Source organism: Paenibacillus sp. PastM-3, from assembly GCF_029893965.1.
In the GTDB taxonomy this organism is placed as follows: Bacteria; Bacillota; Bacilli; order Paenibacillales; family Paenibacillaceae; genus Paenibacillus_AQ.
Genome location: NZ_JARXXP010000011.1, coordinates 80862 through 102788, shown reverse-complemented (window position 1 = coordinate 102788; position 21927 = coordinate 80862). Strand labels below are relative to the sequence as shown.

Genomic DNA, 21927 nt, shown 5'->3' with positions numbered 1-21927 from the left:
ATGAAAACAAATTGCTGTAAAGCGAATATAGAAATTAAAGTGAATGGTTTGAAAGGAATCATACGCCTGGCATATGGAGCTAACTTAGGGAAACGGAATGGACAATCTTATGAAGCTCTTTGAATAGAACGGCAAAAAGGCCCCGTCAAATGTGCTGACCGGGGCCTTTTTGTATTGTATTATGCAGCTTTTAGATAAACAGATTATGGTTCGCTGAAGCCGCCTCACCCAAATAGTAACCGACTCCGCCAATTTTGATCCCGTCCATCAGCTCCTCCTGCCGGATGCCCATAAGATCCATAGACATCTGACAGGCCACCATCTCTACTCCCTGAGCGGCTGCGCTCTGAATGAGCTCTTCCAGAGAGGCAACATTATTGCCCGACATGATGCTGCGGATCAGCTTCGGACCTGCACCGAACATATTCATTTTGGACAAGCCGAGCTTGCGGCTGCTCCCCGGCAGCATCATGTCAAACATCCGGCCGAGCATTGTTTTAGGTAGCGTCTGCGTCTGCGGCTTGCGAAGGATGCTTAGCCCCCAGAAGGTGAAAAACATCGTCACTTTGCGGCCGCTGGCAGCTGCGCCGTTGGCTATGATAAAAGAAGCGATGGCTTTGTCCAGATCGCCGCTGAAGACAACCATGGTACTTGCAGGCACAACAGCAGCAACGCCTGAAGAGGGTGGAGAGGAGGGCAGTTGTTTGGCAATCACCGCCTCAATAATGCCGCCGTTACCCCGTTCCAGCTGAAGAAGCTGAGAGCCGGACATGGCCGTCCATGCCTTCACATCCTCATAGAATCCCGGATCAGATGCCTTTACACGGAGAGTCTGGCCTGCAGCAAGATGATCCATGGCCTGTTTGACTTGCATTAACGGACCGGGACAGCTTAATCCGCATACGTTCAAATCGTTGTCTATCTGAAGGGCAGGCTTGCTTTCAGCAGAAGAATACCCGTTGTTCTTCTGCTCTGTTCCGCTGCTGCCGTCCGTTCCGGAGAAGGGAACAGGCTTAAACTGTGACTCCCGGTAGGTTTTATATCCGCCGCTGAGATTTTTTACTTGATAACCATGCTGCCGCAGAATTTGGGCAGCTGTATAACCGCGCAGGCCAACCTGACAATAGACCCAGATCTCTTTGGAGGCATCCAGTTCATGCATCCGCTCACGGAGCTCATCTACCGGTATGGACAAGGAATCCGGGATATGTCCGTTCTGATGCTCCAGCGCACTGCGCACATCCAGAAGTACCGTTAGATCCGGCTCACGCAAATCCAGCTGATCATACGTGAAAAGCTGAACACGGCCAGCTGCATTATTGTCTGCTGCGTAACCCGCCATGTTAACGGGGTCTTTTGCAGATGAATAAGGGGGGGCATAACACAGCTCAAGCTCTGCCAGATCGCTGATATGACCGCCAAAATGAATAGCTGTGGCTATCGCATCAATCCGCTTGTCAACCCCGTCATAGCCGACTGCCTGTGCGCCAAGAATTTTCCCTTCCGGCGTATACAGCAGTTTAAGTGTTATCGGACTGGATCCGGGATAGTAGGATGCATGTGACCCGGGGTGGACGATGACCGACTGATAGCTGACGCCAAGACGTTTCAATGTCTTCTCATTACTGCCTGTTGATGCTCCGGTCAATCCGAACACCTTAATAATCGACGAGCCTTGAGTTCCTCTATAAACGGAATTGAGTCCGGCAATCCGGTCTGCAATAATCCGGCCTTGTTTGTTGGCAGGGCCGGCAAGCGGAACCGCGGTTTTGGTGCCATGAACGTAATCCGTAACCTCAATGGCATCACCTGCAGCATAGATATGCGGGATATTGGTTTCCAGCGTTTCATCAACAAGGATATGTCCGCGTGCGCCCAGCGCGACTCCGCTGCTACGCAGAAAAGCCGTGTCCGGAGTAACTCCGATTGCCAGAATGACCAGATCTGCAGTCAGCATACGGCCGCCGGCAAGCTCTACGCCAATACCTTGGTCAAGTGAACGGAAGCCCTGGACCCGCTCTGAGAACAGCAGATTTATGCCATGCTGTTCCATTTCCCGGGCAATGGATGCTGCCAGCTCGGGATCAAAAGGTGCCAGCAGCTGCCCGTTTCCTTCAACCAGCGTCACTGCTAAACCGGCTTCCTTTAAATTTTCGGCCATTTCAACACCGATGAACCCGCCGCCGATTACAATTGAAGACTGGTTGTTATGAGAAGTAATGAGCTCTTTGATACGGTCAATATCCGGAATATTGCGGACGGTATGAATGAGCGGATGGTCCTTTCCGGGCAGATCGGGAATGATGGGACGGGCACCCGGTGACAGGATCAGCTCATCATAGCTTTCTTCATACAGCCCCCGTTCCTCGCTCTGGACTTGGACCGTACGTTTGACCGGGTCAACGCCTATGACTTCGCTCTGAATCCGCACATCAATCCGGAAACGGTCTGCCATGCCTTTAGGGGTCTGAACCAGCAGGCGTTCGCGGTCAACAATTGTACCGCCTATATAATAAGGTAAGCCGCAATTGGCAAATGAGATGTAAGGGCCTTTTTCAAAAAGAATAATGTCGGCATGCTCATCCAGACGGCGCAGGCGGGCTGCTGCGGAGGCACCTCCGGCAACTCCGCCCACAATCAATACTTTTTTGCTCATGATTCACAATCTTCCTCTCCGAATAAAATAGGTATCATTTGTTCAATCCGCTGATCTGCAAGGACGTAGTTCACTTCCAGGCCATTGCGCTCGGTCGCAACAATGCCTGCACTGCGCAGCTTCTGCAGATGCTGGGAAACGGTCGACTGCGGAAGGTCCAGGCATTCCTGCATATAGGATACATTGCATTTCTTCTTGCGCATCAGGCCGCGGACAATGCACAGCCGGACGGGGTGTGACAAAGCTTTTAATAATTCAGCCAGTTCGTTAAATTGCTTGGAATCACTATTATGAAAAGCGGTATTATTCATGATATTCCTCCCGGGGGTTATATCCTTATATTCGAATAATACGATATAGTCGGCGCAAAGTCAAACTTTTTTACAAATTAGACTTTGCCCTACCAATAGCTAAACATCTTTTAGATCTCCAAATCTGAAAGAAGCTGGAGTGCCGCGCCGGTCATAACGCTTTCTTCTCTAAGGATACCGGGGGTGAATACAGGCTTGTAGCTTGAAGAGTCATATATATTTTTCTGTGCCACGTTAACCGCCGTTTCATAGACTATGGGGTCAGCATTAATAAGTGCCCCGCCGACAATCACATACTGTGGAAGAACCGTATTGATCATATTGGCCAGGCCGACTCCCAGATAGGAAGCTGTTTCAAGGAACATCTCCCGTACAAAAGTGTTTTTACGTTCCAGAGCCTCCAGCAGGGTAGAAAAGGTGATCTGTTCAGGCGGAACAGACGGCAGGGAGCTTTCGCGGCCGATCCTGAGCTGGGACTGGACTCGTTCCTCCAGGGAAGGAAGGGAGACGTAAGCTTCCAGGGCACCGTAATTCCCTTTATCCCCGAGTCTCCGTCCGCCTGTCTGAATGATCATCTGACCGATGGCTCCCTCCGTATCAGCGGAACCCCGGATGATCTGTCCGCCGGACATGATGGATGAGCGGATATTAACTCCTGCGTGTACATACAGCATATTTTTGCAGGCTTCATCCCGCAGTGCCCAGTGTTCGGCCAATAGCGCTGTGTTAGCCCCGTTATCAAGCTTTACCGGAACCCTCAGCCGATCTTCAAAGAGTCTGCATATAGCAACATTGCTCCAGGCATCTGACAAAAAGTATTCCGGCTTCAGAATAACCCCCGTCTGTGCATCCAGCGGGCCGACTGCCCCTATTCCTAAACCGAGTAACTGTTCATATTGTATATTATGCTTTTCCAGCATGGCATCCGTTTCTTGTCCTACAAGTTCAATGAGACGATCAGGCGAAAGCTCAGGACCCATCTCCCAGCGCACAGAGGATAAACAGTTAAGCTGAAGATCGAACAAGCCAAGGGAGGAACTGATCCGCGAGATATCAAGTCCCAGAAGATAGCGGTAAGAGGGATTGGCCTGAAAAAGAATAGGCTTGCGTCCGCCGGTTGATGAACCCAGTCCGGAAACAAGGATCAGCTCCTGCGCGAGCAGCTCTTCGAGAATACGGGTCATACTGCTGCTTGTAATGGAGAAATGCTCGAGTAAATCGGCTTTGGAGACGGTTCCCAGGTAGGCGATCCGGTTATAGATTTGCTTTTTGATCGAAAAAAGGGAAGGATTAGGCATCAATATCTGCTCCATTTCCAAGTAGGTAGGTCGGGATATGCCCAGTATAGCGGATAAAAGGAGTTTTATCCAGTTATTGATATAGGAATAATGAAGTTAATTTCATTTTGGATGAAAGTTAGCGGGGTTTCCCGGATAATAATCAAGGATATGCCAGAAATCCGAATGTTAACAAGAAAAACACAATGAGATGGGCATACTTTTTACCAAAATGGAATTAACGTGTTATACTTTTAAAGTCTGAACAAGTAAATGGGCAATATGGGTACGGAGGTTTGCAATGAAAGCACGGAAAAAGGAAGATATTAAAGTTCTGCTGCAGTTATTTACTATTTTTTTAAAACTGGGGCCTTCGACCTTCGGGGGCGGGTATGCCATGATTGCAGCCATTGAGCGGGAAATTGTAGACAAAAAGGCCTGGCTGAAGCCGGGAGAGATTGGCGATATGGTTTCAGTTGCCGGTTCTGCACCGGGAGGGGTTGCGGTAAACTCGGCTGCTTTTGTCGGGTATAAGCTGGCCGGTGTCCTGGGAGCCGTCGTGGCTGTATTCGCCATTACTCTGCCGACTTTTCTGATTGTGCTCATTCTGAGCATTTTAGGTATGCTGTTCCAGGATGTTCCCAAAGTGCAGGCTGCCCTTAAAGGCGTTCATGCTGCGGTTGTCGCGTTGATTATTGTGGCCGCTTATAAAATAGGCAAGGCGTCGATCATGGATATCCCTACGATGCTGATTGCCTGTATCAGTGTTCTGCTGCTGCTGTTCACCCCGCTGCATTCCGGATATCTTATTCTGGGTGGACCTGTTGCAGGAGTCGCTATTATTGCCGTCAAAAAGGTGCTTGGTCTTTCGGCCCAAACCGAAAAGCAGATGAAGGACCAGCAGCCGGGTTTGAATTATCTTGAATATTACATCTGAAGGTGCTGGTAGCATGTTGCTGGAATTATTTGTTCTGTTCCTTAAGGTTGGACTGATCTCATTTGGCGGCGGGTATGCCGTGATTACGCTGATTCAACGCGAAATAGCAGAAAAAGGATGGCTTACCACAGGGCAATTCCAGGAGCTGGTTGCTTTGGCGGGAATGGCTCCGGGCTCCATAGCGACCAATACAGCCACACTGATCGGCTATTCACAAATGGGGATTATAGGCGGAATCGTTTCCACGATTGGCATTATCCTGCCTTCATTGCTCATTGTCATTTTGTTTACAGCCTTTTTTCTCCGGATGAAAAGTAACAACTGGGTGCGTTCCTCCTTCTACGGATTACGTCCCATCATTACCGGGCTTATTGTATATGCCGCTATTCATTTCGGCCTGGGGAGCGCAGAGGCGTCCTGGCTGAGCTGGCAGAGCTTCGGGATGCTGCTGATTTGTGCGGCGAGTCTTATAGCGGTAATCCGGTATAAAATCCATCCTTTTGCAGTCATTCTTTTGTCGGCGGTAGGCGGAATCGTTTTATTTTAACTCATCCTCAGACAAACATAATAAGGAGGTGACAGCGGCATGCTGAACCCGATTGCTTTTTCCATTGGGCCGGTCCCTGTCCACTGGTACGGTATCATTATTGGGGTAGGGGCTCTTTTAGGCTTAATGCTTGTTATCCGTGAGGGAAAGCGGTTTGGAATCGAAAAGGACTTTTTCTACGATCTGCTGCTGATTGGCTTTCCATCGGCTATTGTCGGTGCAAGAATCTATTACGTGGCCTTTGAGTGGGACAGCTATAAAAATAATATTGCCGAAATTTTCATGATCTGGCACGGTGGAATCGCCATCTACGGGGCTTTGATAGGAGCCGTAATTGCAGCGGTTATTTATACAAGAGCAAAGGGATATTCGTTCTGGCGGATTGCCGATATTTGCGCACCGGGATTAATTACGGGGCAAATGATCGGCCGCTGGGGGAACTTTGTCAATCAGGAGGCCCATGGCGGCCCTGTATCACAGGAATTTCTGAGCAGCACGCTGAAGCTTCCTTCTTTCATTGTGAAGCAGATGTACATAGACGGCCAGTATTACCATCCGACCTTCTTATATGAATCCGTATGGAGCTTGACCGGACTTATTCTGCTGCTCATTCTGCGGCGGAGAAAATTCCTGAAATCCGGTGAACTCTTTATGGGCTACTTCATATGGTATTCCCTCGGACGCTTTTATGTGGAAGGAGTGCGTACAGACAGCCTGTCCTTTGCCGGACCTGATTGGCTTGCCGCTCTATTAAAAGCCTTATGGAGCCCGGCGGCTTTCCTGGGCTGGGGCACTATGCAGGCCGGAGAAAATATCCGGACCTCCCAACTGCTGGCTGTTCTTATTCTTTTGGCCGCTACCGCTTTAATTATCGTTAGACGAATCCGGAAAACAGCGGTGCCGTATAGCTCGGAGATTGAGCGAAAGAAAGGAACTAAAGGCATTGCCAAGTGAGGTTTCCCTCAGATCATGTTTGTGTTAACACAAATTCATACACAGTTTATACAGCAGCCGGATATTCAAAGCCGGCTGCTGTATTTGTATTGAAACGTTTAGGGACGTGTCAGATTCCAGACCGCGACACTGTGACTTTTTTTCATAATTCTATGGTGAACTGCCATAGTCTAGGCCAAAAGTATAATTTTGCAGCACTTTACATATTTGTGGGTATTACTTGATTCTTGCATGCTAGCATATAAGACGACAAACGGTGGACAATTATGGAGAAGACCGCCGATTTATATCCTAAGGAGGCAGGACATGTAGGAGAAGCATTCAGGTTGGAAAAAGAAGCTGCTTAACGGCATACTAGCTGCAGCAGTTACTGTGCCGCTGCAATGGTTCGCATTCGGGGCCTGACCCGCAGCGTATGCCGACGGACCAAGCGATCCCGCGCCGTTTATTGAAGCGAAGGAGACACTGAACGTTAATATTGACACTGCTCCACCGGCAGCGGAGCTGAAGGAGTCCGGTCATGCGGTTGGCGATGTGACAGAGGAAGCGCAGCTGAAATTTGAGCTTGCTGCAGAAGACAGGCTCTCCGGTGTTGCCACAAGCCAGCTTCTGCTGGATGGACAGCCGGTTGCTGAAGGACAGACCCTGAGTGCTGCGGCACTGGATGCCGGGCCCCACGTAGTGAAATACATCGTGAGCGATGTAGCGGGCAACATTGCCGAGAAGAGCTACACATTCCAGATTACAGGCGGAGCGGTTCTCGCAACCGACAAGCCTGGACAGGCTGTGCTGTCCTCGAACAGCGGCCACAGCAGCGGCCGCGCTTCCGGGGAGTATGAATACCGGGCAGAGCTGGTCAATGCAGCGGGCGAGACGGTAAGTGACATTATTAAGGTAACCGTCAGCAAGTAATATGCCGGGTAGTGTTAGAGGAGCGGCCGAGGATAAACCGGCTGCTCTTTTTTTTATCCGGTAGAACCATACAACGGTAAAGTCCCGTTGCTTCCGCTGGTTCCGACCGGGTAGCCATCTGATCCGAGTTAATGCGAACAGCTATACAAGAAGGGATTTTGATTGACAGCGCCTTCACCTTCCGTTATACCTGCATATATATCCGAAATTCGACAGGAACGGAGATTTCAACAATGAACAATACACTAATTTCGGTCATGCTTGTCGATGATGAGCCAATTGCACTTGATAATGTATATGAGATGGTCCCATGGGCAGAGAACGGTTTTCAGGTCGTTGCCAAAGCTACCAGCGGACGCATGGCGTTGCAATTATTTGAAGAATTTGAGCCGCAAATTGTCATCACAGACATATCCATGTCGCCGATGGACGGATTGAAGCTGGGCCGGATGATCATCCAGCGTGCACCCAAAACTCGTCTGATCTTTCTGACAGCCTATCGTGACTTTGATTATGCGCGTCAGGCGCTGGAAATGCGTGCTGCCCATTATCTGCTTAAACATGAAATTAGCCGCAACCGTTTGCTTGAACAACTTAAACTGCTAAAGACTGAATTGATAGCCGAAGCAGCAGAAGAGGAAGGCCAAGGACAGGTGTTACATATCGTACTTAAGGATATGCTGTCAGGCAAACATACGGATTTTCCCGGCAATAGGGAATCTCGTCTGCATCGTCTCACTGCGGAATATCAGCAAGGACAATATGCCATGATTTATTTTGAACTGGATACCATTATCTTTCAGGATGGAACACGAAAGAGCTCACGCTGGCCGGCTGCCGTGAGTAAGCGCATTATCGAAGACATCCGTATCCAATCAGAGGAAGTTGAGGATCTTCATTTTCTGGAGATGGATGAGGGAGGCTACTTAGTGTTGGTGAAGTTAATCTCTTCAAGCAGTGTATTGCTTCAAATTTATAACTTACGCCAGATTTCAACCATTATGCGGACTAGCATAAAGGTGCATTATCCTTCTACTCTTCCACGGTTCATCATTTCTACAGGAAGTGCCGAATACCAAAGCAAAAAATACCTGGCAATGAGACAAGCGTATGATTATTTATTGTTTATGTCTCCGGGAACCATATTTCTGCTGGATCAGATTCCTGTGGACATAGGCGATTCCGTCATTGCAAATGAAATCAGACAGTATTTCGTTTCTCCTGACAGAAATCAACTTGATTTACTGAAGCTCAAACTTGAGAACATTGTCTCCCATAAAAACGTAAGCGATTTGCACGCAGTCATTGATGAGATCAGCAATGAGAGGCGCAGGGACGGAAGCAGCGGTCCCGTTGAAGAGCTTGGCAATGATGCCCGGCAGATTATCAATTGTAGTTATCGATTTATGGAAGAACGTCTGGAACGTGATCAGTTGAGACAAAGATACTCGCGTTGGGTGAACAAAGCAATGGATTATGTTGCAGACAATTATGCCGATCCGGATCTGTCTCTGGAGACTGTTGCAAGCCATCTGCAGATTAGCAGCATTCATCTTCGCTCTACTTTCAAGCGGGAGACAGGTCAATCCCTGCTGGATTATACAACTGAATATCGGATTAAGCTGGCTAAGCAGCTCCTGCAGACCGGCGATTACAAGATTTATGAGGTGTCTGAAAAGGTAGGATATAAAACTAGTCAATATTTTAGCCAAGTATTTAAAAGAAACACCGGTATGCAGCCCAAAGACTTCCTGCAGCAGAAGGGCGGAAGATTCCAATGAGCAAAATAAAAAACAAAATCCTTGGCAGTGTAATTCTAATCGTTACGCTTTCGGTTACTGCCATCAGTGCATTGGCCTATGAGCAGTTCTCCTCGATTCTTGAAGCGCAAGCGCTGCGTGAAGATACCATCCATTTAGAGCAGACAACGAATCAGATGAATCACCTGATAGATGATGTGCAGAAATATGCAGCCAATATGGTGAATGATGAACTGCTACAGAATTTCGCAGAGCAGCTGGAATATAAGTCTACATATGATGAACTTAGCGCATACCGGGATGTGGTTATACAGCTTACAAAATTCAATGTGCTGCGAGACTATCTCGAAAGCTCGGCTATCGTTCGCTCTGATGGCAAAGTGTTCTGGTCCTCACTCTATGTGGATCCATATTTTGAACGGCTTCTCCAAGAAGACTGGTACCAGAAGGCAATAAACAGCAATGCCAAGAGCGGATTTACAACTCCACATATCATTCTAGACCCTGACAACCAAAAGATCGTCAGTTTCTTTATCCGATTCGATCCACAATATGGTGGTGTGCTGCTCCTGAATATTGATTATGCGGCATTTGAGAGTCTGTTCCAATACTTGGGCCAGTCTTTCGACCAGGTAGCGTGGATTGGGCCGGATCATACCTTCCTGTATAAGCAAGGCATTAGCGTTGAACAACCTTCTGAAGAAATGCTGACAACTGACGGTCAGGTAATTAGTGTAATCAAGCATGATAAGGGATATTATATGGCCAGCGCTTTTGAAAAATCACAGTGGTCTGTGTTCACTTTTACCTCCAAGAGCCGATTTCATGAATGGGTTGGGTATATTTTACGCTACTGGGCCATCTTCCTGGCATTGTGTCTGATACTCTGCTTTCTTTTGTTCCTCCCAATAATATCCAGTATAATCCGTCCGATTCTGCAGATGACAAAAGCGATGAAGCAGGTATCCATGGGTAACTATAATGTTCAGTTGTCATTCCGCAGCAATGATGAGCTATCGGTGCTGAAGAACGGTTTTGAAAAGATGCTTGCAGATATTCAGCGGCAGATGGATGAGAAGGTGGCTCAGGAACGATGGCAGCGGAAAATGTCAGCAGAATTGTTGTTTGCTCAGATTAATCCTCATTTTATATACAATACGCTAAATACGGTAGTTTATCTGGCACGTAAAAAGAACTTCGCGGCGATCGAAGAAATGACGGAGTCCTTCATCGGGATTTTGCATGACGCGGTAAATATTGGCGACAACGGTCTTTATGTCACTGTGCAGCAAGAGATAGAGATCATAAATCACTTCGTCCGAATCCAAAAATACCGATATGCTGATCGATTCGAGCTGATATGGAATGTGGAAGAGCAGGCAATGAATAATGCCATTCCAAAAAGTTTGATTCAACCGCTGGTGGAAAATTCCATATTTCATGGTTTTGCGGAAAAAGAATCGATTGGACATATTGAGATTATTATCCGAAAACGCAGCGGCAGGCTGGTGATCTCTGTCAGAGATGACGGATGCGGGATGAGCAAGTCAAAGGCTCAGGCGATTATGGACGGAACATTGCCACCAGTAAGCCGTCCTTCTGGAGGCATGAAACAGATTGGGCTATGGAATATACGCGAACGAATTGAATATCTGTATGGACAGGAAGGCCGTCTCGTCATCCGTTCAAGCGAGCAGAGAGGAACCAAGGTTACTGTTCTCCTGCCATCTTGGAATATTTCCGCAGAATAAAGGTACTATCATAATTTGTACAAAACCATCAGATCGTCTTGTTGTTGGGGGATATCATCAAGCTTAATATACAACTATACAGCAGACGGCCTGGAGTTCCCAGGAAACGGAGGCTGAAACAACAGCTGTAAGGGGGAAGAAGAATTGCGACAAATATTCAGTAAAAAATCATCGCTCTTCACACTTGTTTTAACATTATGCTTCATCTTGGTTCTCGCTGGCTGCGGCAATGGTAATAACAGCGGAAACGGTGCTTCCGGGGAAGTAAGCGGGAATACAGGCACAAACACTTCACCCGATTCTGCAAGCGTTTCCGGTAAGTTGACGGTTTGGGGTTGGGACAAAGTCTGGTTTGAGGGTACTGCAGCTAAATTTAATGAAAAGTATCCGAATGTCACATTGAGTTTCGTAGAGGTATCTGCAGGAGATTATTTAAAAAAAATTCAGACCTCGATTGCCTCTGGTTCTGAGCTTCCGGACATTATCTGGGGAGAGGCCGCATTCCGTGGCGCATTGTATGAGCTGAATGTACTTCAAAGCTTATCTGAAGAACCATACAAATTTGATACATCCAATCTGCTTGACTTTGAGCTTCCACTGCTTACGAACAGCAAGGGAGAACTTGTCGGTCTGGAACAATCCGGATCTCCGGGTGCGCTGGCCTACAAGCGTGATTTGGCGAAAGAATACTTTGGTACTGATGATCCCGATGAATTATCTGCAATGTTCGCAGATTGGGATACGTTTATAGCAAAGGGCAAAGAAGTGTATGAGAAAAGCGGCGGTAAGAGCTTCATGCTGGGAAGCCTGATGGATGCATACACGATCTTCTCCAACCAGGGTACAACTGCAATCGTTGACGGTAATAAAGTGAACACAGCTGAAGTATTACGAATATTTACTCAACTGCAGGCCGTTCGCGACAACAATACGGAAGGCAAGCTAGCTATGTGGTCGCCAACCTGGAATGCATCCTACTCTCAAGATAATGTCATCTTTTATCCAGCAGCAAACTGGTCACCTGAATTTGTAATTAAGCCCAACGATAAGTCCAGCACTGGCCGCTGGGGACTTATGGTGCCTCCTGAAGGCGGGTTCCCTTACGGAGGCACGACAATCGGCATTTGGAAAGAGAGTAAGAACAAGGACGCAGCTTGGACATATCTTAACTGGCTCTTAGGCACTGACGAAGGAGCAGAAGCCAATTTTGCCACATCCGACTATATCTTGCCGTTGAAATCCTTCTTTAAGGATACCTCCAAACTTTCCTCTGGGGCGGATGAGTTTTTCGGCGGACAGGACCTTGGGAAGTTTTGGGTTGAAAAAGTATTCCCGAATATGAAATCTAAAGCGGTTACTAAATATGACCAGGATATTTACAGTTCCTCGGAGCTGGTGCTGCAGGTCATGGCTCAAGATAATAGCTTTGATGCCAAGCAAGCGCTGGAAAAATGGGAAGAACAGCTGAAGAAGAACCATCCTGAATTAGTTTTCGAATAATTAAATATAAAAACAGCGGCAGCCCGCTCGAATAGATCAGGCTGCCGTTTTAACGGACGGGAAGTGAGAGTATCATGCAGAAAATGCAGGGTATCAGCAGTAAAAATAAATGGCCCTACCTTTTTATAACCCCTTATTTCTTATCATATGCAGTCCTGAGCTTATTTCCGATAGTATTTACCCTTTATATCAGTCTGACGGATTGGGATTTATACGGGAATCGCAATTTTATCGGATTGGGCAATTATACACAGTTGTTTCTTCATGATTCCTTTTTCTGGAAATCTTTGCTGAATGTCATGATCTTTATGGCTGTATATCTGCCGGCTCTTGTTCTTATAGGTATGCTGGTGGCAAGTTTAATTGAAAGCAAGCTGATTCGCCATAAAACCTTTTTTCGGCTTAGCGTATTCAGTGCCTATATGACAACTCCAGTCGCTGTCGGCATTATTTTCTCGTTGTTATTCGACTGGCAGGGCGGCTTTCTCAATAATATGCTTATGGAACTAGGCATTATTCAAGAAAAGATAAACTGGCTTGGTTCAGTTGCTACCTCCCGATGGGTCGTCATTTTGATGGTCTTCTGGAAAAACCTTGGCTATTTTGTCATGTTCTATACGGCAGGGATGGCAAGCATAGATACCTCTGTTTATGAAGCAGCCATGATAGACGGGGCATCATCCAAAGATGTGTTCACACGAATTACAATACCGCTGTTAAAACCAATCAACCTGTTTTTGGTGATCACTTCAATTATTAGTGGATTGCAGCTGGTGGAAGAGCCTATGTTGTTGTTCAGCGGCTGGTCTTCCGGTTCGAGCATGGTAGGCGGGCCTGATGGCTCAACCTTTACACCGATCTGGTATATGTTTGATGCTTCTTTCAATGGCAGCGCATTTAAGTATGGCAAAGGTGCGGCGATCGCTTATGGCACTTTCCTGTTTATTGCATTGTTTTCGGTAGTTGGCATGAAATGGATCAACAGAGGCGGTGACGAATCATGAGAGTAAGGAGATTCTTCACCTTAGTGCTGCTATGTGCGGTAGCCGCCGCCTTTCTATTTCCATTCTATATGATGATTGTAATGGGAACTTACTATTCTGAAGATTTGTTCAAACAGCTTCCGATTCTGCCCAGCAATTATCTGCTTGAAAATCTGAAAACGATTATTTCGGCAGATTTCTTGTGGAATTACTGGAACAGTCTCTATGTTGCCGTTCTGTTCACTCTTGTAACGGTTAGTGTTGCCTCCATAACCGGCTTTGCTTTCGCTAAGTATGAGTTCAAAGGAAAAAATGCGCTCTATAGTTTTATTCTGCTGACCATGATGATTCCCGGCCATTTGGGACTGATTGCTTACGTTATGGAAATGAAGTGGTTTCATCTTAACAACACTCATGCGCCGCTGATTCTGGCCGGATTGAACAATGCATTTGGAGTCTTTTTTATGACACAGTTTATCCGATCATCCGTTCCAACGGAAGTAATAGAAAGTGCGCGGATCGATGGTTGCACGGAGCCGGCCATTCTCATTAGAATCGTCATTCCATTCCTGATGCCAGCAATCAGCACCTTGGGGCTGATCTCATTTCTTGGCTCCTGGAACGGTTATCTGTTACCTTTAGTAACGATCAATAAACCGCAGTTATACACACTCCCGTTAGGGATTGCAAATTTGTCAACTGTGTTCCGGACGGATTATTCTGCCAGTATCCTGGGCCTAACACTGGGTACACTTCCGCTAATCATTCTTTTCCTTTTTGGCTCCAAGACATTGGTCAGGGGACTCACCGGTGGTGCGGTCAAAGGATAATTTTACTATGGTGGTTGCCGAAAATGGATCGTTATGGAAACATGCATGCCTGCAATGCATATAGCCAAGCCGGACCCCGTATACTTTCTAGGTAGCTTAAATCCGGAAAATATGCGGGAGGGATTCAATTGTCCGATCCTTTTGTAGTCCGTTCACTGGAAGAGACGCGGTTTTGGTCACGTATCATGAAGGAGCATTCACTGTTCCTGCGGCTGGGATTCCGGTGTGAAGACACACAGTTAATCAATGAAGCCAGTCAATTTCAAGCCATTTTTGAGGAAATCGAGCGGAAGGCTTATACGTATACTGCAGACACAGATCCGCAGACCATCAGGGCATTCAATGTTGAGGTTCATAAGGCGATCTGATTGCAGAATGCCGGATCAAGAGCATTATTCATCCGCTGCTGGCTGATCATGTGTACCGGGAGGCGGAGCATTTCCTGTTCATCCTGGATATGTTTGAGAAATCGTTAACGGGAGCCAAGATCAACAAGCGTGAAATTTTGTTCTGAAGGAACCCTTTTTATTCAGCAGACAGATCCGTCCGTAACAGGAGGTCTGTCTATTTTTTGTGTAGACCACGGATTATGAAAAAAATTTCATTTTCCATTAAGCGCGACGTTATTTTAACAGGTTATAATGAGAGCAGTAAGTGATGTCGGTATTGGAGGCCTAAGGATGCGCATCCTGGTTATTGAAGATGAGGAAGGGTTGTCCGATTTTATCATACTGGAGCTGAAGCATGAAGGTTATGAGGCACGGCCGGTCTATGATGGAAGAGAAGGGCTGGAGCTGGCCCTGAGCGAGGACTGGGATATCATCCTGCTTGACCTTATGCTGCCGAATCTGAACGGAATCGAAATCTGCCGGCGTGTGAAAGCAGTGAAGGATACACCGATCATGATGATTACGGCAAGGGACAGCGTGATGGACAGGGTCATGGGACTTGATACAGGCGCTGATGATTACATCCCGAAACCGTTTGCCATTGAAGAGCTGCTGGCCCGGATCAGGGTGATCGCCAGAAGGGTGGAGAAGCTGGGCAGCCAGCCGCCACTGGTGCTTACGTTCAAAGATCTGGAGCTGCATATCGAGTCCAGAATGCTGAAAAAGGGCGACCGGTGGATCGAGCTGACCAAAAAGGAATACGAGCTGCTGTTTATTTTGCTGAAAAATATCAACCGGGTGTTAACCCGGGAAATGCTGGTCGGGCAGGTCTGGGACTATGATGTCGGGATCGAAACCAATGTGGTTGATGTCTATATCAGGCATCTGCGCAACAAGCTGGACACCGCTAATAAGGAAGAATATATACAAACGGTCAGAGGAATAGGGTATTTAATACGGGATGATAAAAGTTAAAAGACTCTCACTCAGAAATATGAATATCAAATGGAAGCTGACCCTGTGGGCAGCTGTTCTTATGCTGCTTCTGTTTCTCTCCTATAATCTGCTGCAATTTACTGTGATCCAGAACTGGGTCAACAATCACGAAAAAGAAATTATCCGCAATAATATGGACGAGGTCGTGGCTTATCTGCAGGGGTTTGAACCGGGACGCGATCTTACAGGCAGCGGGGATTATCTGAAAATACTGAACGAGCGCTATCAGCTCATCCGGATTGTTGACGGAAATGATTCTCCCATCCTCACCATAACGGATAAAGTACCGGAGCACTGGGTTCAGCCCAAATATGTTACGTCCGAGGAGCTGCTGGAAATCTCGCCGGGCGGAGATACGCTGTTAATCTACAGACAGCCTCTGGAAATCAGCGGATTCAGCGGTTCTGTAGAAATTGTACGCAATCTTGAAAATTTCGAAAGCCTGATTAATCTGATCACTACGCTGTTCATCATTACAGGCTTTGTAGCCATTATACTCAGTCTGATCGGGGGCCGCCTGATCTCGTTCCAGCTGCTGAATCCGATCAATTCCATGATCAGAACGATGCGAAGGATCAGGGAAAACGGGCTGAAGGAGCGGGTTCAGATCAGCGACCAGCAGGATGAGATGACAGAGCTCTCCCTGATGTTCAACGAGCTGATGGACAGCCTGGAGCAATCCTTCCGGCAGCAGCAGCAGTTTATTGAAGATGCTTCGCATGAATTAAAGACACCGTTGTCGATAATCCATGGACATCTTTCGATGATCAAACGTTGGGGCAAGGATGATCCGGAGGTTCTGAACAGATCGATTCAACTGAGCCTGAATGAAACGAACCGGCTGATTCAGATGGTCTCCGAGCTGCTGATTTTGACCCGGGCCAACCACTCCGCTGCCATTGCAGAGTTTTCTCCTGAGAACATCCGGGTAAAGCAGGTTATCGGGGAAATCATTGAAAATTTCAAGTTTGTGAACCCCGAATTCAGGATGCTCACCCGGCTGGAGATTAGTGATGATTGTGTGCTGCCTGTGCAAAAGAACCATTTTCAGCAGATGATGATCATTATTCTGGACAACGCGATGAAGTACACCAGAGATCAGAAGGAGATCCGGGTCAGTGCGGCGGCGGAATCCGGCCTGTTAGCCATTTCGGTCATGGATTACGGTATGGGCATACCGGAGGATGAATTGTATCTGGTCACCAACCGTTTCTACAGAGTGGATAAGGCGCGCAGCCGCAAGCATGGAGGCAACGGGCTCGGACTGGCTATTGCAAAGCGGTTGATGGAAGGCTACGCCGGTGAGCTTCAGATCGAAAGTGTGTACGGGGAATGGACGAGGGTGACGCTGAGGTTTCCCCGCAAAAATGAGCTGGCAGCCCGCAGCGGAAAGGAGGTGTAATCTTGATCGAGAGCAATTCTTCCAGACTTAATGAATCCTTTTTACAGATACTCAACGTACGGCATCAGACGATCGCCGAGAACATTGCCAATGCAGACACGCCCCACTATAAGAAGAAAACGGTAGTGTTCGAAGACGAGCTCAGACGGGCAATCAGCGGCAGTTCACGGGATGACCTGGAGATCAGGCAGACCCATTCCAGGCACTTCGGAATTAAAGATAACAATGCCTCCCTGATCCCTTATCAAATTGTCCGGAACACGGACACAGCGATGAACAATAACGGCAACAATGTGGACATGGATCTGGAAATGGCGAATCTGGCGGAGAATCAGCTGATGTATAACTATATGGCCGATAAGGTCAGTGGTCACTACACGAAGATAAGGGATATGCTGCAAAATTTGAAGTAGTTATAATGTCTGAAAGAGTGCAGACCGCGGGGTGCGGCTGTGCTCTTTTTATTTTGATTGGCTGAAAATGCCTGTATCAACGCATAATTCTCTCATTCCCTGCAAATACCAACCATGGGGGGATGGCACATGAAACAGCAGACAACATTCAGTAAGCGCGAAGAGCCGGAAATGCTGTCTCCGGATCTGGCATTCAATATAGAGCGGATGAAGCTTGAATTCCTGAATTGCTCGGATATTATGTACCGTAACTGCAGTATCGGCGGACTGGACCGGGCCACGCTGATCTATGTGGATGGGATGTGCGATGTCCTGGCCGTGGATGAGTTTGTGCTCCAGCCGCTGTTTGAGCATTTCCGCAGCAGCTCCAGGGTGGATGAGGCCCGGAAGGTGGAGCTGAAGGACATCTTTATTCCATCGCTCAAAATCAGCATGGCGTATGAGACACAGCAGGTTATCCAGGCAATCCTGCGCGGGGAAACCGCTGTTTTTACAGAGGGAAACGCCTTTGTGCTGCTGGCCGATCTGGTCAAAATGGAGCAGCGCGCGATCGAGGAAGCCACCTCGGAGAAGGTCGTCCGCGGACCGCGGGATGCATTCATGGAGTCTCTCCGGACCAACACCTCCCTGCTGCGGCGGCGGATCCGCTCCTCCAGTCTGAAGCTGGAAAACATGAAGCTGGGCAGGCTGACTGAAACGGAAGTTGTGATCGCCTACATGGAGGGCGTTGTCAAGGAAGACCTGGTTAAAGAGGTGAGAAGCCGTCTGCAAAAAATCGAGCTTGACGGCATTATCCATTCCAGCAATATCGAAGAATATATCGAGGATAATAGGATCTCGCCCTTTCCGCAAATCCAGAATACAGAGCGGCCGGATGTAGCGGTCTCCAGCCTGTTTGAAGGCAAAGTCGTTATCATCACGGACAATACGCCTTTCGTGCTGATTTTGCCGATGACGTACTGGTCCGGGCTGCAGGCAGTAGATGATTATACGGACAGGTATATCTACGCTACGTTTGTGCGCTGGATCCGGTATACATTTGTCCATATTTCACTTTTGCTGCCGTCACTGTATGTGGCATTGACCACCTTCCATCTGCAGGTCATTCCGACGCCGCTTGTCGTCAGCATTGCCTCAGCCCGTGAAGGCGTGCCGCTTCCGGCTGTAATAGAAGCGCTGATTATGGAATTTATCTTCGAGGGGCTGCGTGAGGCCGGTATAAGGCTGCCCCAGCAGGTGGGGCCGGCGGTCAGTATTGCGGGAGCCCTTGTAATCGGACAGGCGGTAGTAGCTGCAGGGATCATCTCCACGCCGATGGTCATCATCGTTTCACTGACGGGAATCGCGTCCTTCGCATTTCCGGTCTATAACCTGGGGACAGCCTACCGGATGCTCCGGTTTCCGCTGCTGATCGCCGCAGGCGTATTGGGTTTCTACGGTATTGTATTATTTCTAATTGCGCTGTCCGTACATATGGTAACGCTGAAGCCTTTTGGGGTTCCTTATATGGCGCCCTATGCGCCAATGTCAATCCGCAATCTGAGTGATGTGCTTGTCCGGGCACCCAAATCCAAAATGCGCTGGCTGCTGCCCTGGCTGGCTCAGGGCAGGACCGCGCGTTTCCCCAAACGTACCAAATAACAGGCAGGAAAGGGAAGCTGGCCTATGTACAGGAAAATGATAATCTTATTCCTCATCGCGCCGCTGCTGCTGACCGGATGCTGGGACCGGCAGGAGCTGAACGATCAGGCGATTGTGCTGGGCTGGGGGATGGATTTGGCTGAGGACGGAGGATACCTGGCAACTGCCAATCTGGTGCTGCCGCTTGCCTCCAAATCAGGGGGACAGCAGGGCGGGGAGCAGGGCGGCCGGTCTGGCTTCATGACGGAAAGCGCGTACGGCAAAAATAACAGGGACGCCGAGCAGAATATGCAAAGAAAGCTGTCAAGGGTGCTGTTTCCGGGACACCGGCGGAATATCTTTGTCGGGGAGAAGCTGGCGGAGCAGGGCGTTTTCTCCATCCTGGATGAGTATGGCCGCAGCCCGATGGTCCGGCCGCGGACGAATATTTTTGTCGTCAGAGGGGGGACCGCGCAGGAGGCGATGAGCCTGGCTTATCAGCTTGAGACCAATCCGGCGATCGCTGTGCAGAAAATCCAGGAGAAGAGCGGGGCATCGATCAGCCGCTCCCTGCTGGACTTCTATATCATGGCTAATGGCAACGGCTGCGGGATCATGCCCGCACTCACGATTCTGCCCCCGGAAGTAAAGACGGACAAGAAAAGCAAAAACGACAGTCCGCCGCAGACGACACTCGGTTTGTACGGGGCGGCTATTTTTAACAGTCAGCTGAAGCTGGCCGGTTATTTGAATTATGATGAATTCTGGGTCAGACTCTGGATTGCAGATCAGCTGTCCACCCGGAGTTTTACTACGATTATCAATTCAGTAGATGCGGATAAGCCGGGCGGTTCGGCGGAGGATGCACTATCGGGGGCAACTAGCGGAAAGACGGTAACGGTTAATGTGGATACCTTCAAAAGTCACATTACACCTGTTTTTGACGGCGGACTGCCAAGGTTCCGGATCTTGCTGGAGGGCAAAGGCTACATAGAGGAGAATGAATCGCCGCTGAATCTGTCCAAGCAGGAGAATGTGGATAAGGTCGAGGCCCGGATGAACGATTACCTTAAGGCGCGGGTTGAAAAGGTTGTCGAAAAGGTGCAGAAGGAGTTCAAAACGGACGTTTTCGGGTTAGGAGATACGATCCACCGCCGTCACCCTTACCGCTGGAAGAATCTTGCCGCCGACTGGGAAACGGTCTTTCCGGAGGTTGAGCTGGACATTAGGGTCAAGCTTAATATCACCGGAACGGGGATTACGGGAGCATCCCTCCTTCCTGCCAGAGAAGGGGGTGAGAAGTAGATGAAGATCAGCAACCGGCAGCTGTTCTGGATGATTATAATGATGGAGATCGGCATTAACCTGCTTATTACGATGACGGCTACGATCCGGAGCGCCAAACAGGATGCCTGGATTTCTTATATTTTGGCCGGGATCTTGGCGCTGGTCATTACATACACTGCGGCGAGGCTCAGTTCCCGGTATCCGCAGAAGACTTTAATAGAGTTCAGTGCTGTAATCCTTGGAAAATGGGGCGGCAGGCTGATTGTCATTCCCTTTATCCTCCAGTGGTTCTGGGTTATGAGCCTGATACTGCGCGACGAGTATCTGTTCATCCGCCTGAATGTCCTCTATAAAACACCGGACTGGGTTGTGATCGGAACGATGATCGGGGTGGTGCTATACACTGTATACCATGGCGGGTTAGAGGCGATCGGAAGGGTCAGTGAGCTGTGGGGGCCGATTCTGATGATCATCCTCGCGCTTACCTTTGGCCTGACGTTTAATAATCTGAGCTGGCCCATGCTGCTGCCCGTATATGCAGACACCGGACTGTGGACGATTGCCGGGGGGTCGCTTGCCCCGGTCTCCCTGCTCAGCGAGGCTGTGCTGCTCATGATGCTCTTCCCCTTTACGGATCATCCCGGCAAAGAAACACGCAAGGCGCTGCTGCTGGCGGTCGGCTTTTCATCAGTCATGCTGCTGTTTGGCGTTCTGTGGGTCATCATGACCTTTGGCCCTGCCGTTGGCGGGCGGCTGCAATTTCCTTTTTTTGAGATGGTCAAGCTGGTCTATCTGATGGAGTTTATACAGAATATGGATATTTTTGTGATGGCTGTATGGCTGGTCTGCATCTTCGTCAAGCTGTCGATCTATATGTTCATTACCAGCTACGGAGTCGCACAGTGGATTGGAAAAACACGCAGCTGGAAAAAAATAACCTGGGTTGTGGCTCCCGTCACTTTTATCCTCACCCTGCTGGTTATTAAGCTGAATCCGCCGGCCGGACTTCTGCTGAAGGGAATATGGGTGCGTTACGTGCTGCCGCTCAATATGATCGCGATTCCTCTGTTTCTGCTGGCGGTTTCCTTTTTCCGGCAAAAGCGGCGTTAACCATCTGGATTTTCCTGTCAAAAAGACGACAGCATGCCCGCTATGCTGCCGTCTTTTTGCGTGCGCTGCTTCAACATTGCGTAAACGTTTTTACACTTTTTCTGCAAAATTTATCTATTTGAGATTGAAAAAAAGAAGCTGCATAACCAGTAAACGGAAATATGATTTTACAGTAGGATAGTCTATTAGTCAGCACTTAATGTTATTTAATATGACATTAAAAACTGAAAAAACTCTTTAATGTGGAAAATAGATCCACTAAACATAACATATAAATGTTATATATTTCATT

20 protein-coding genes are annotated in these 21927 nt (G+C 48.3%); 17 read left to right on the top strand and 3 right to left on the bottom strand.

Annotation, left to right across the window (positions count from 1 at the left end; all coding sequences use genetic code 11):
- Positions 1-190: 190 nt before the first annotated feature.
- The 3 genes from M2108_RS16875 to M2108_RS16865 all read right to left on the bottom strand — a co-directional run bounded on the left by M2108_RS16875 (position 191) and on the right by M2108_RS16865 (position 4265).
- Complete coding sequence (locus tag M2108_RS16875; protein WP_277470551.1) at positions 191-2656, bottom strand: FAD-dependent oxidoreductase; 2466 nt, start codon at positions 2654-2656, stop codon at positions 191-193.
- Positions 2653-2967, bottom strand: coding sequence for an ArsR/SmtB family transcription factor (locus M2108_RS16870; RefSeq protein ID WP_221802983.1), 315 nt, complete (start codon positions 2965-2967; stop codon positions 2653-2655). Before M2108_RS16870 ends, M2108_RS16875 begins: the two co-directional genes overlap by 4 nt.
- A 110-nt stretch (positions 2968-3077) precedes the next feature.
- A complete protein-coding gene (locus M2108_RS16865; RefSeq protein WP_280768011.1) occupies positions 3078-4265 on the bottom strand; it encodes an ROK family protein in 1188 nt (395 codons plus the stop codon).
- 280 nt (positions 4266-4545) lie between these two features.
- Here M2108_RS16865 and M2108_RS16860 point away from each other — a divergent pair, with 280 nt between their 5' ends.
- From M2108_RS16860 to M2108_RS16780, 17 genes are all read left to right on the top strand, one after another.
- Positions 4546-5181: a chromate transporter gene (locus tag M2108_RS16860; protein WP_277470549.1), complete on the top strand. Its 636-nt coding sequence runs from the start codon at positions 4546-4548 to the stop codon at positions 5179-5181.
- A 13-nt stretch (positions 5182-5194) separates the two neighbouring features.
- A complete protein-coding gene (locus M2108_RS16855) occupies positions 5195-5728 on the top strand; it encodes a chromate transporter (protein ID WP_277470548.1) in 534 nt (177 codons plus the stop codon).
- A 39-nt stretch (positions 5729-5767) separates the two neighbouring features.
- The gene (gene lgt / locus M2108_RS16850) at positions 5768-6682 is read left to right on the top strand and encodes a prolipoprotein diacylglyceryl transferase (protein ID WP_277470547.1); all 915 of its coding nucleotides are present in this window, start codon (positions 5768-5770) and stop codon (positions 6680-6682) included.
- Between the two features lie 534 nt (positions 6683-7216).
- Complete coding sequence (locus tag M2108_RS16845) at positions 7217-7594, top strand: hypothetical protein (RefSeq protein ID WP_277470546.1); 378 nt, start codon at positions 7217-7219, stop codon at positions 7592-7594.
- A 233-nt stretch (positions 7595-7827) separates the two neighbouring features.
- Positions 7828-9375: a response regulator transcription factor gene (locus M2108_RS16840; RefSeq protein ID WP_277470545.1), complete on the top strand. Its 1548-nt coding sequence runs from the start codon at positions 7828-7830 to the stop codon at positions 9373-9375.
- Positions 9372-11105 carry a cache domain-containing sensor histidine kinase gene (locus tag M2108_RS16835; RefSeq protein WP_277470544.1) on the top strand — a complete coding sequence of 578 codons (1734 nt, stop codon included), beginning with the start codon at positions 9372-9374 and terminating at the stop codon, positions 11103-11105. Before M2108_RS16840 ends, M2108_RS16835 begins: the two co-directional genes overlap by 4 nt.
- 144 nt (positions 11106-11249) lie before the next feature.
- Positions 11250-12605 carry an ABC transporter substrate-binding protein gene (locus M2108_RS16830; RefSeq protein ID WP_277470543.1) on the top strand — a complete coding sequence of 452 codons (1356 nt, stop codon included), beginning with the start codon at positions 11250-11252 and terminating at the stop codon, positions 12603-12605.
- A 74-nt stretch (positions 12606-12679) separates the two neighbouring features.
- On the top strand, positions 12680-13609 hold the full coding sequence (locus M2108_RS16825) for a carbohydrate ABC transporter permease (RefSeq protein ID WP_277470542.1): 930 nt from the start codon (positions 12680-12682) through the stop codon (positions 13607-13609).
- Positions 13606-14418 (top strand): carbohydrate ABC transporter permease, encoded by an 813-nt coding sequence (locus M2108_RS16820; RefSeq protein WP_277470541.1) that lies wholly within the window; start codon positions 13606-13608, stop codon positions 14416-14418. The genes M2108_RS16825 and M2108_RS16820 overlap by 4 nt, the downstream gene beginning before the upstream one ends.
- 128 nt (positions 14419-14546) lie before the next feature.
- Positions 14547-14786: a DUF2935 domain-containing protein gene (locus M2108_RS16815; protein WP_277470540.1), complete on the top strand. Its 240-nt coding sequence runs from the start codon at positions 14547-14549 to the stop codon at positions 14784-14786.
- The gene (locus tag M2108_RS16810; RefSeq protein WP_346780778.1) at positions 14783-14932 is read left to right on the top strand and encodes a DUF2935 domain-containing protein; all 150 of its coding nucleotides are present in this window, start codon (positions 14783-14785) and stop codon (positions 14930-14932) included. The genes M2108_RS16815 and M2108_RS16810 overlap by 4 nt, the downstream gene beginning before the upstream one ends.
- A 166-nt stretch (positions 14933-15098) precedes the next feature.
- The gene (locus M2108_RS16805; protein WP_277470539.1) at positions 15099-15782 is read left to right on the top strand and encodes a response regulator transcription factor; all 684 of its coding nucleotides are present in this window, start codon (positions 15099-15101) and stop codon (positions 15780-15782) included.
- Positions 15769-17205: a HAMP domain-containing sensor histidine kinase gene (locus tag M2108_RS16800; protein WP_280777117.1), complete on the top strand. Its 1437-nt coding sequence runs from the start codon at positions 15769-15771 to the stop codon at positions 17203-17205. Before M2108_RS16805 ends, M2108_RS16800 begins: the two co-directional genes overlap by 14 nt.
- A 2-nt stretch (positions 17206-17207) precedes the next feature.
- Positions 17208-17618, top strand: a complete 411-nt coding sequence (flgB, locus tag M2108_RS16795; protein WP_277470537.1) for a flagellar basal body rod protein FlgB — start codon at positions 17208-17210, stop codon at positions 17616-17618.
- Positions 17619-17747: 129 nt separating this feature from the next.
- Positions 17748-19259 (top strand): spore germination protein, encoded by a 1512-nt coding sequence (locus M2108_RS16790; protein ID WP_277470536.1) that lies wholly within the window; start codon positions 17748-17750, stop codon positions 19257-19259.
- Positions 19260-19283: 24 nt separating this feature from the next.
- Positions 19284-20543, top strand: coding sequence for a Ger(x)C family spore germination protein (locus M2108_RS16785; protein WP_280777115.1), 1260 nt, complete (start codon positions 19284-19286; stop codon positions 20541-20543).
- A complete protein-coding gene (locus M2108_RS16780) occupies positions 20544-21635 on the top strand; it encodes a GerAB/ArcD/ProY family transporter (protein ID WP_277470534.1) in 1092 nt (363 codons plus the stop codon).
- Positions 21636-21927: the final 292 nt, after the last annotated feature.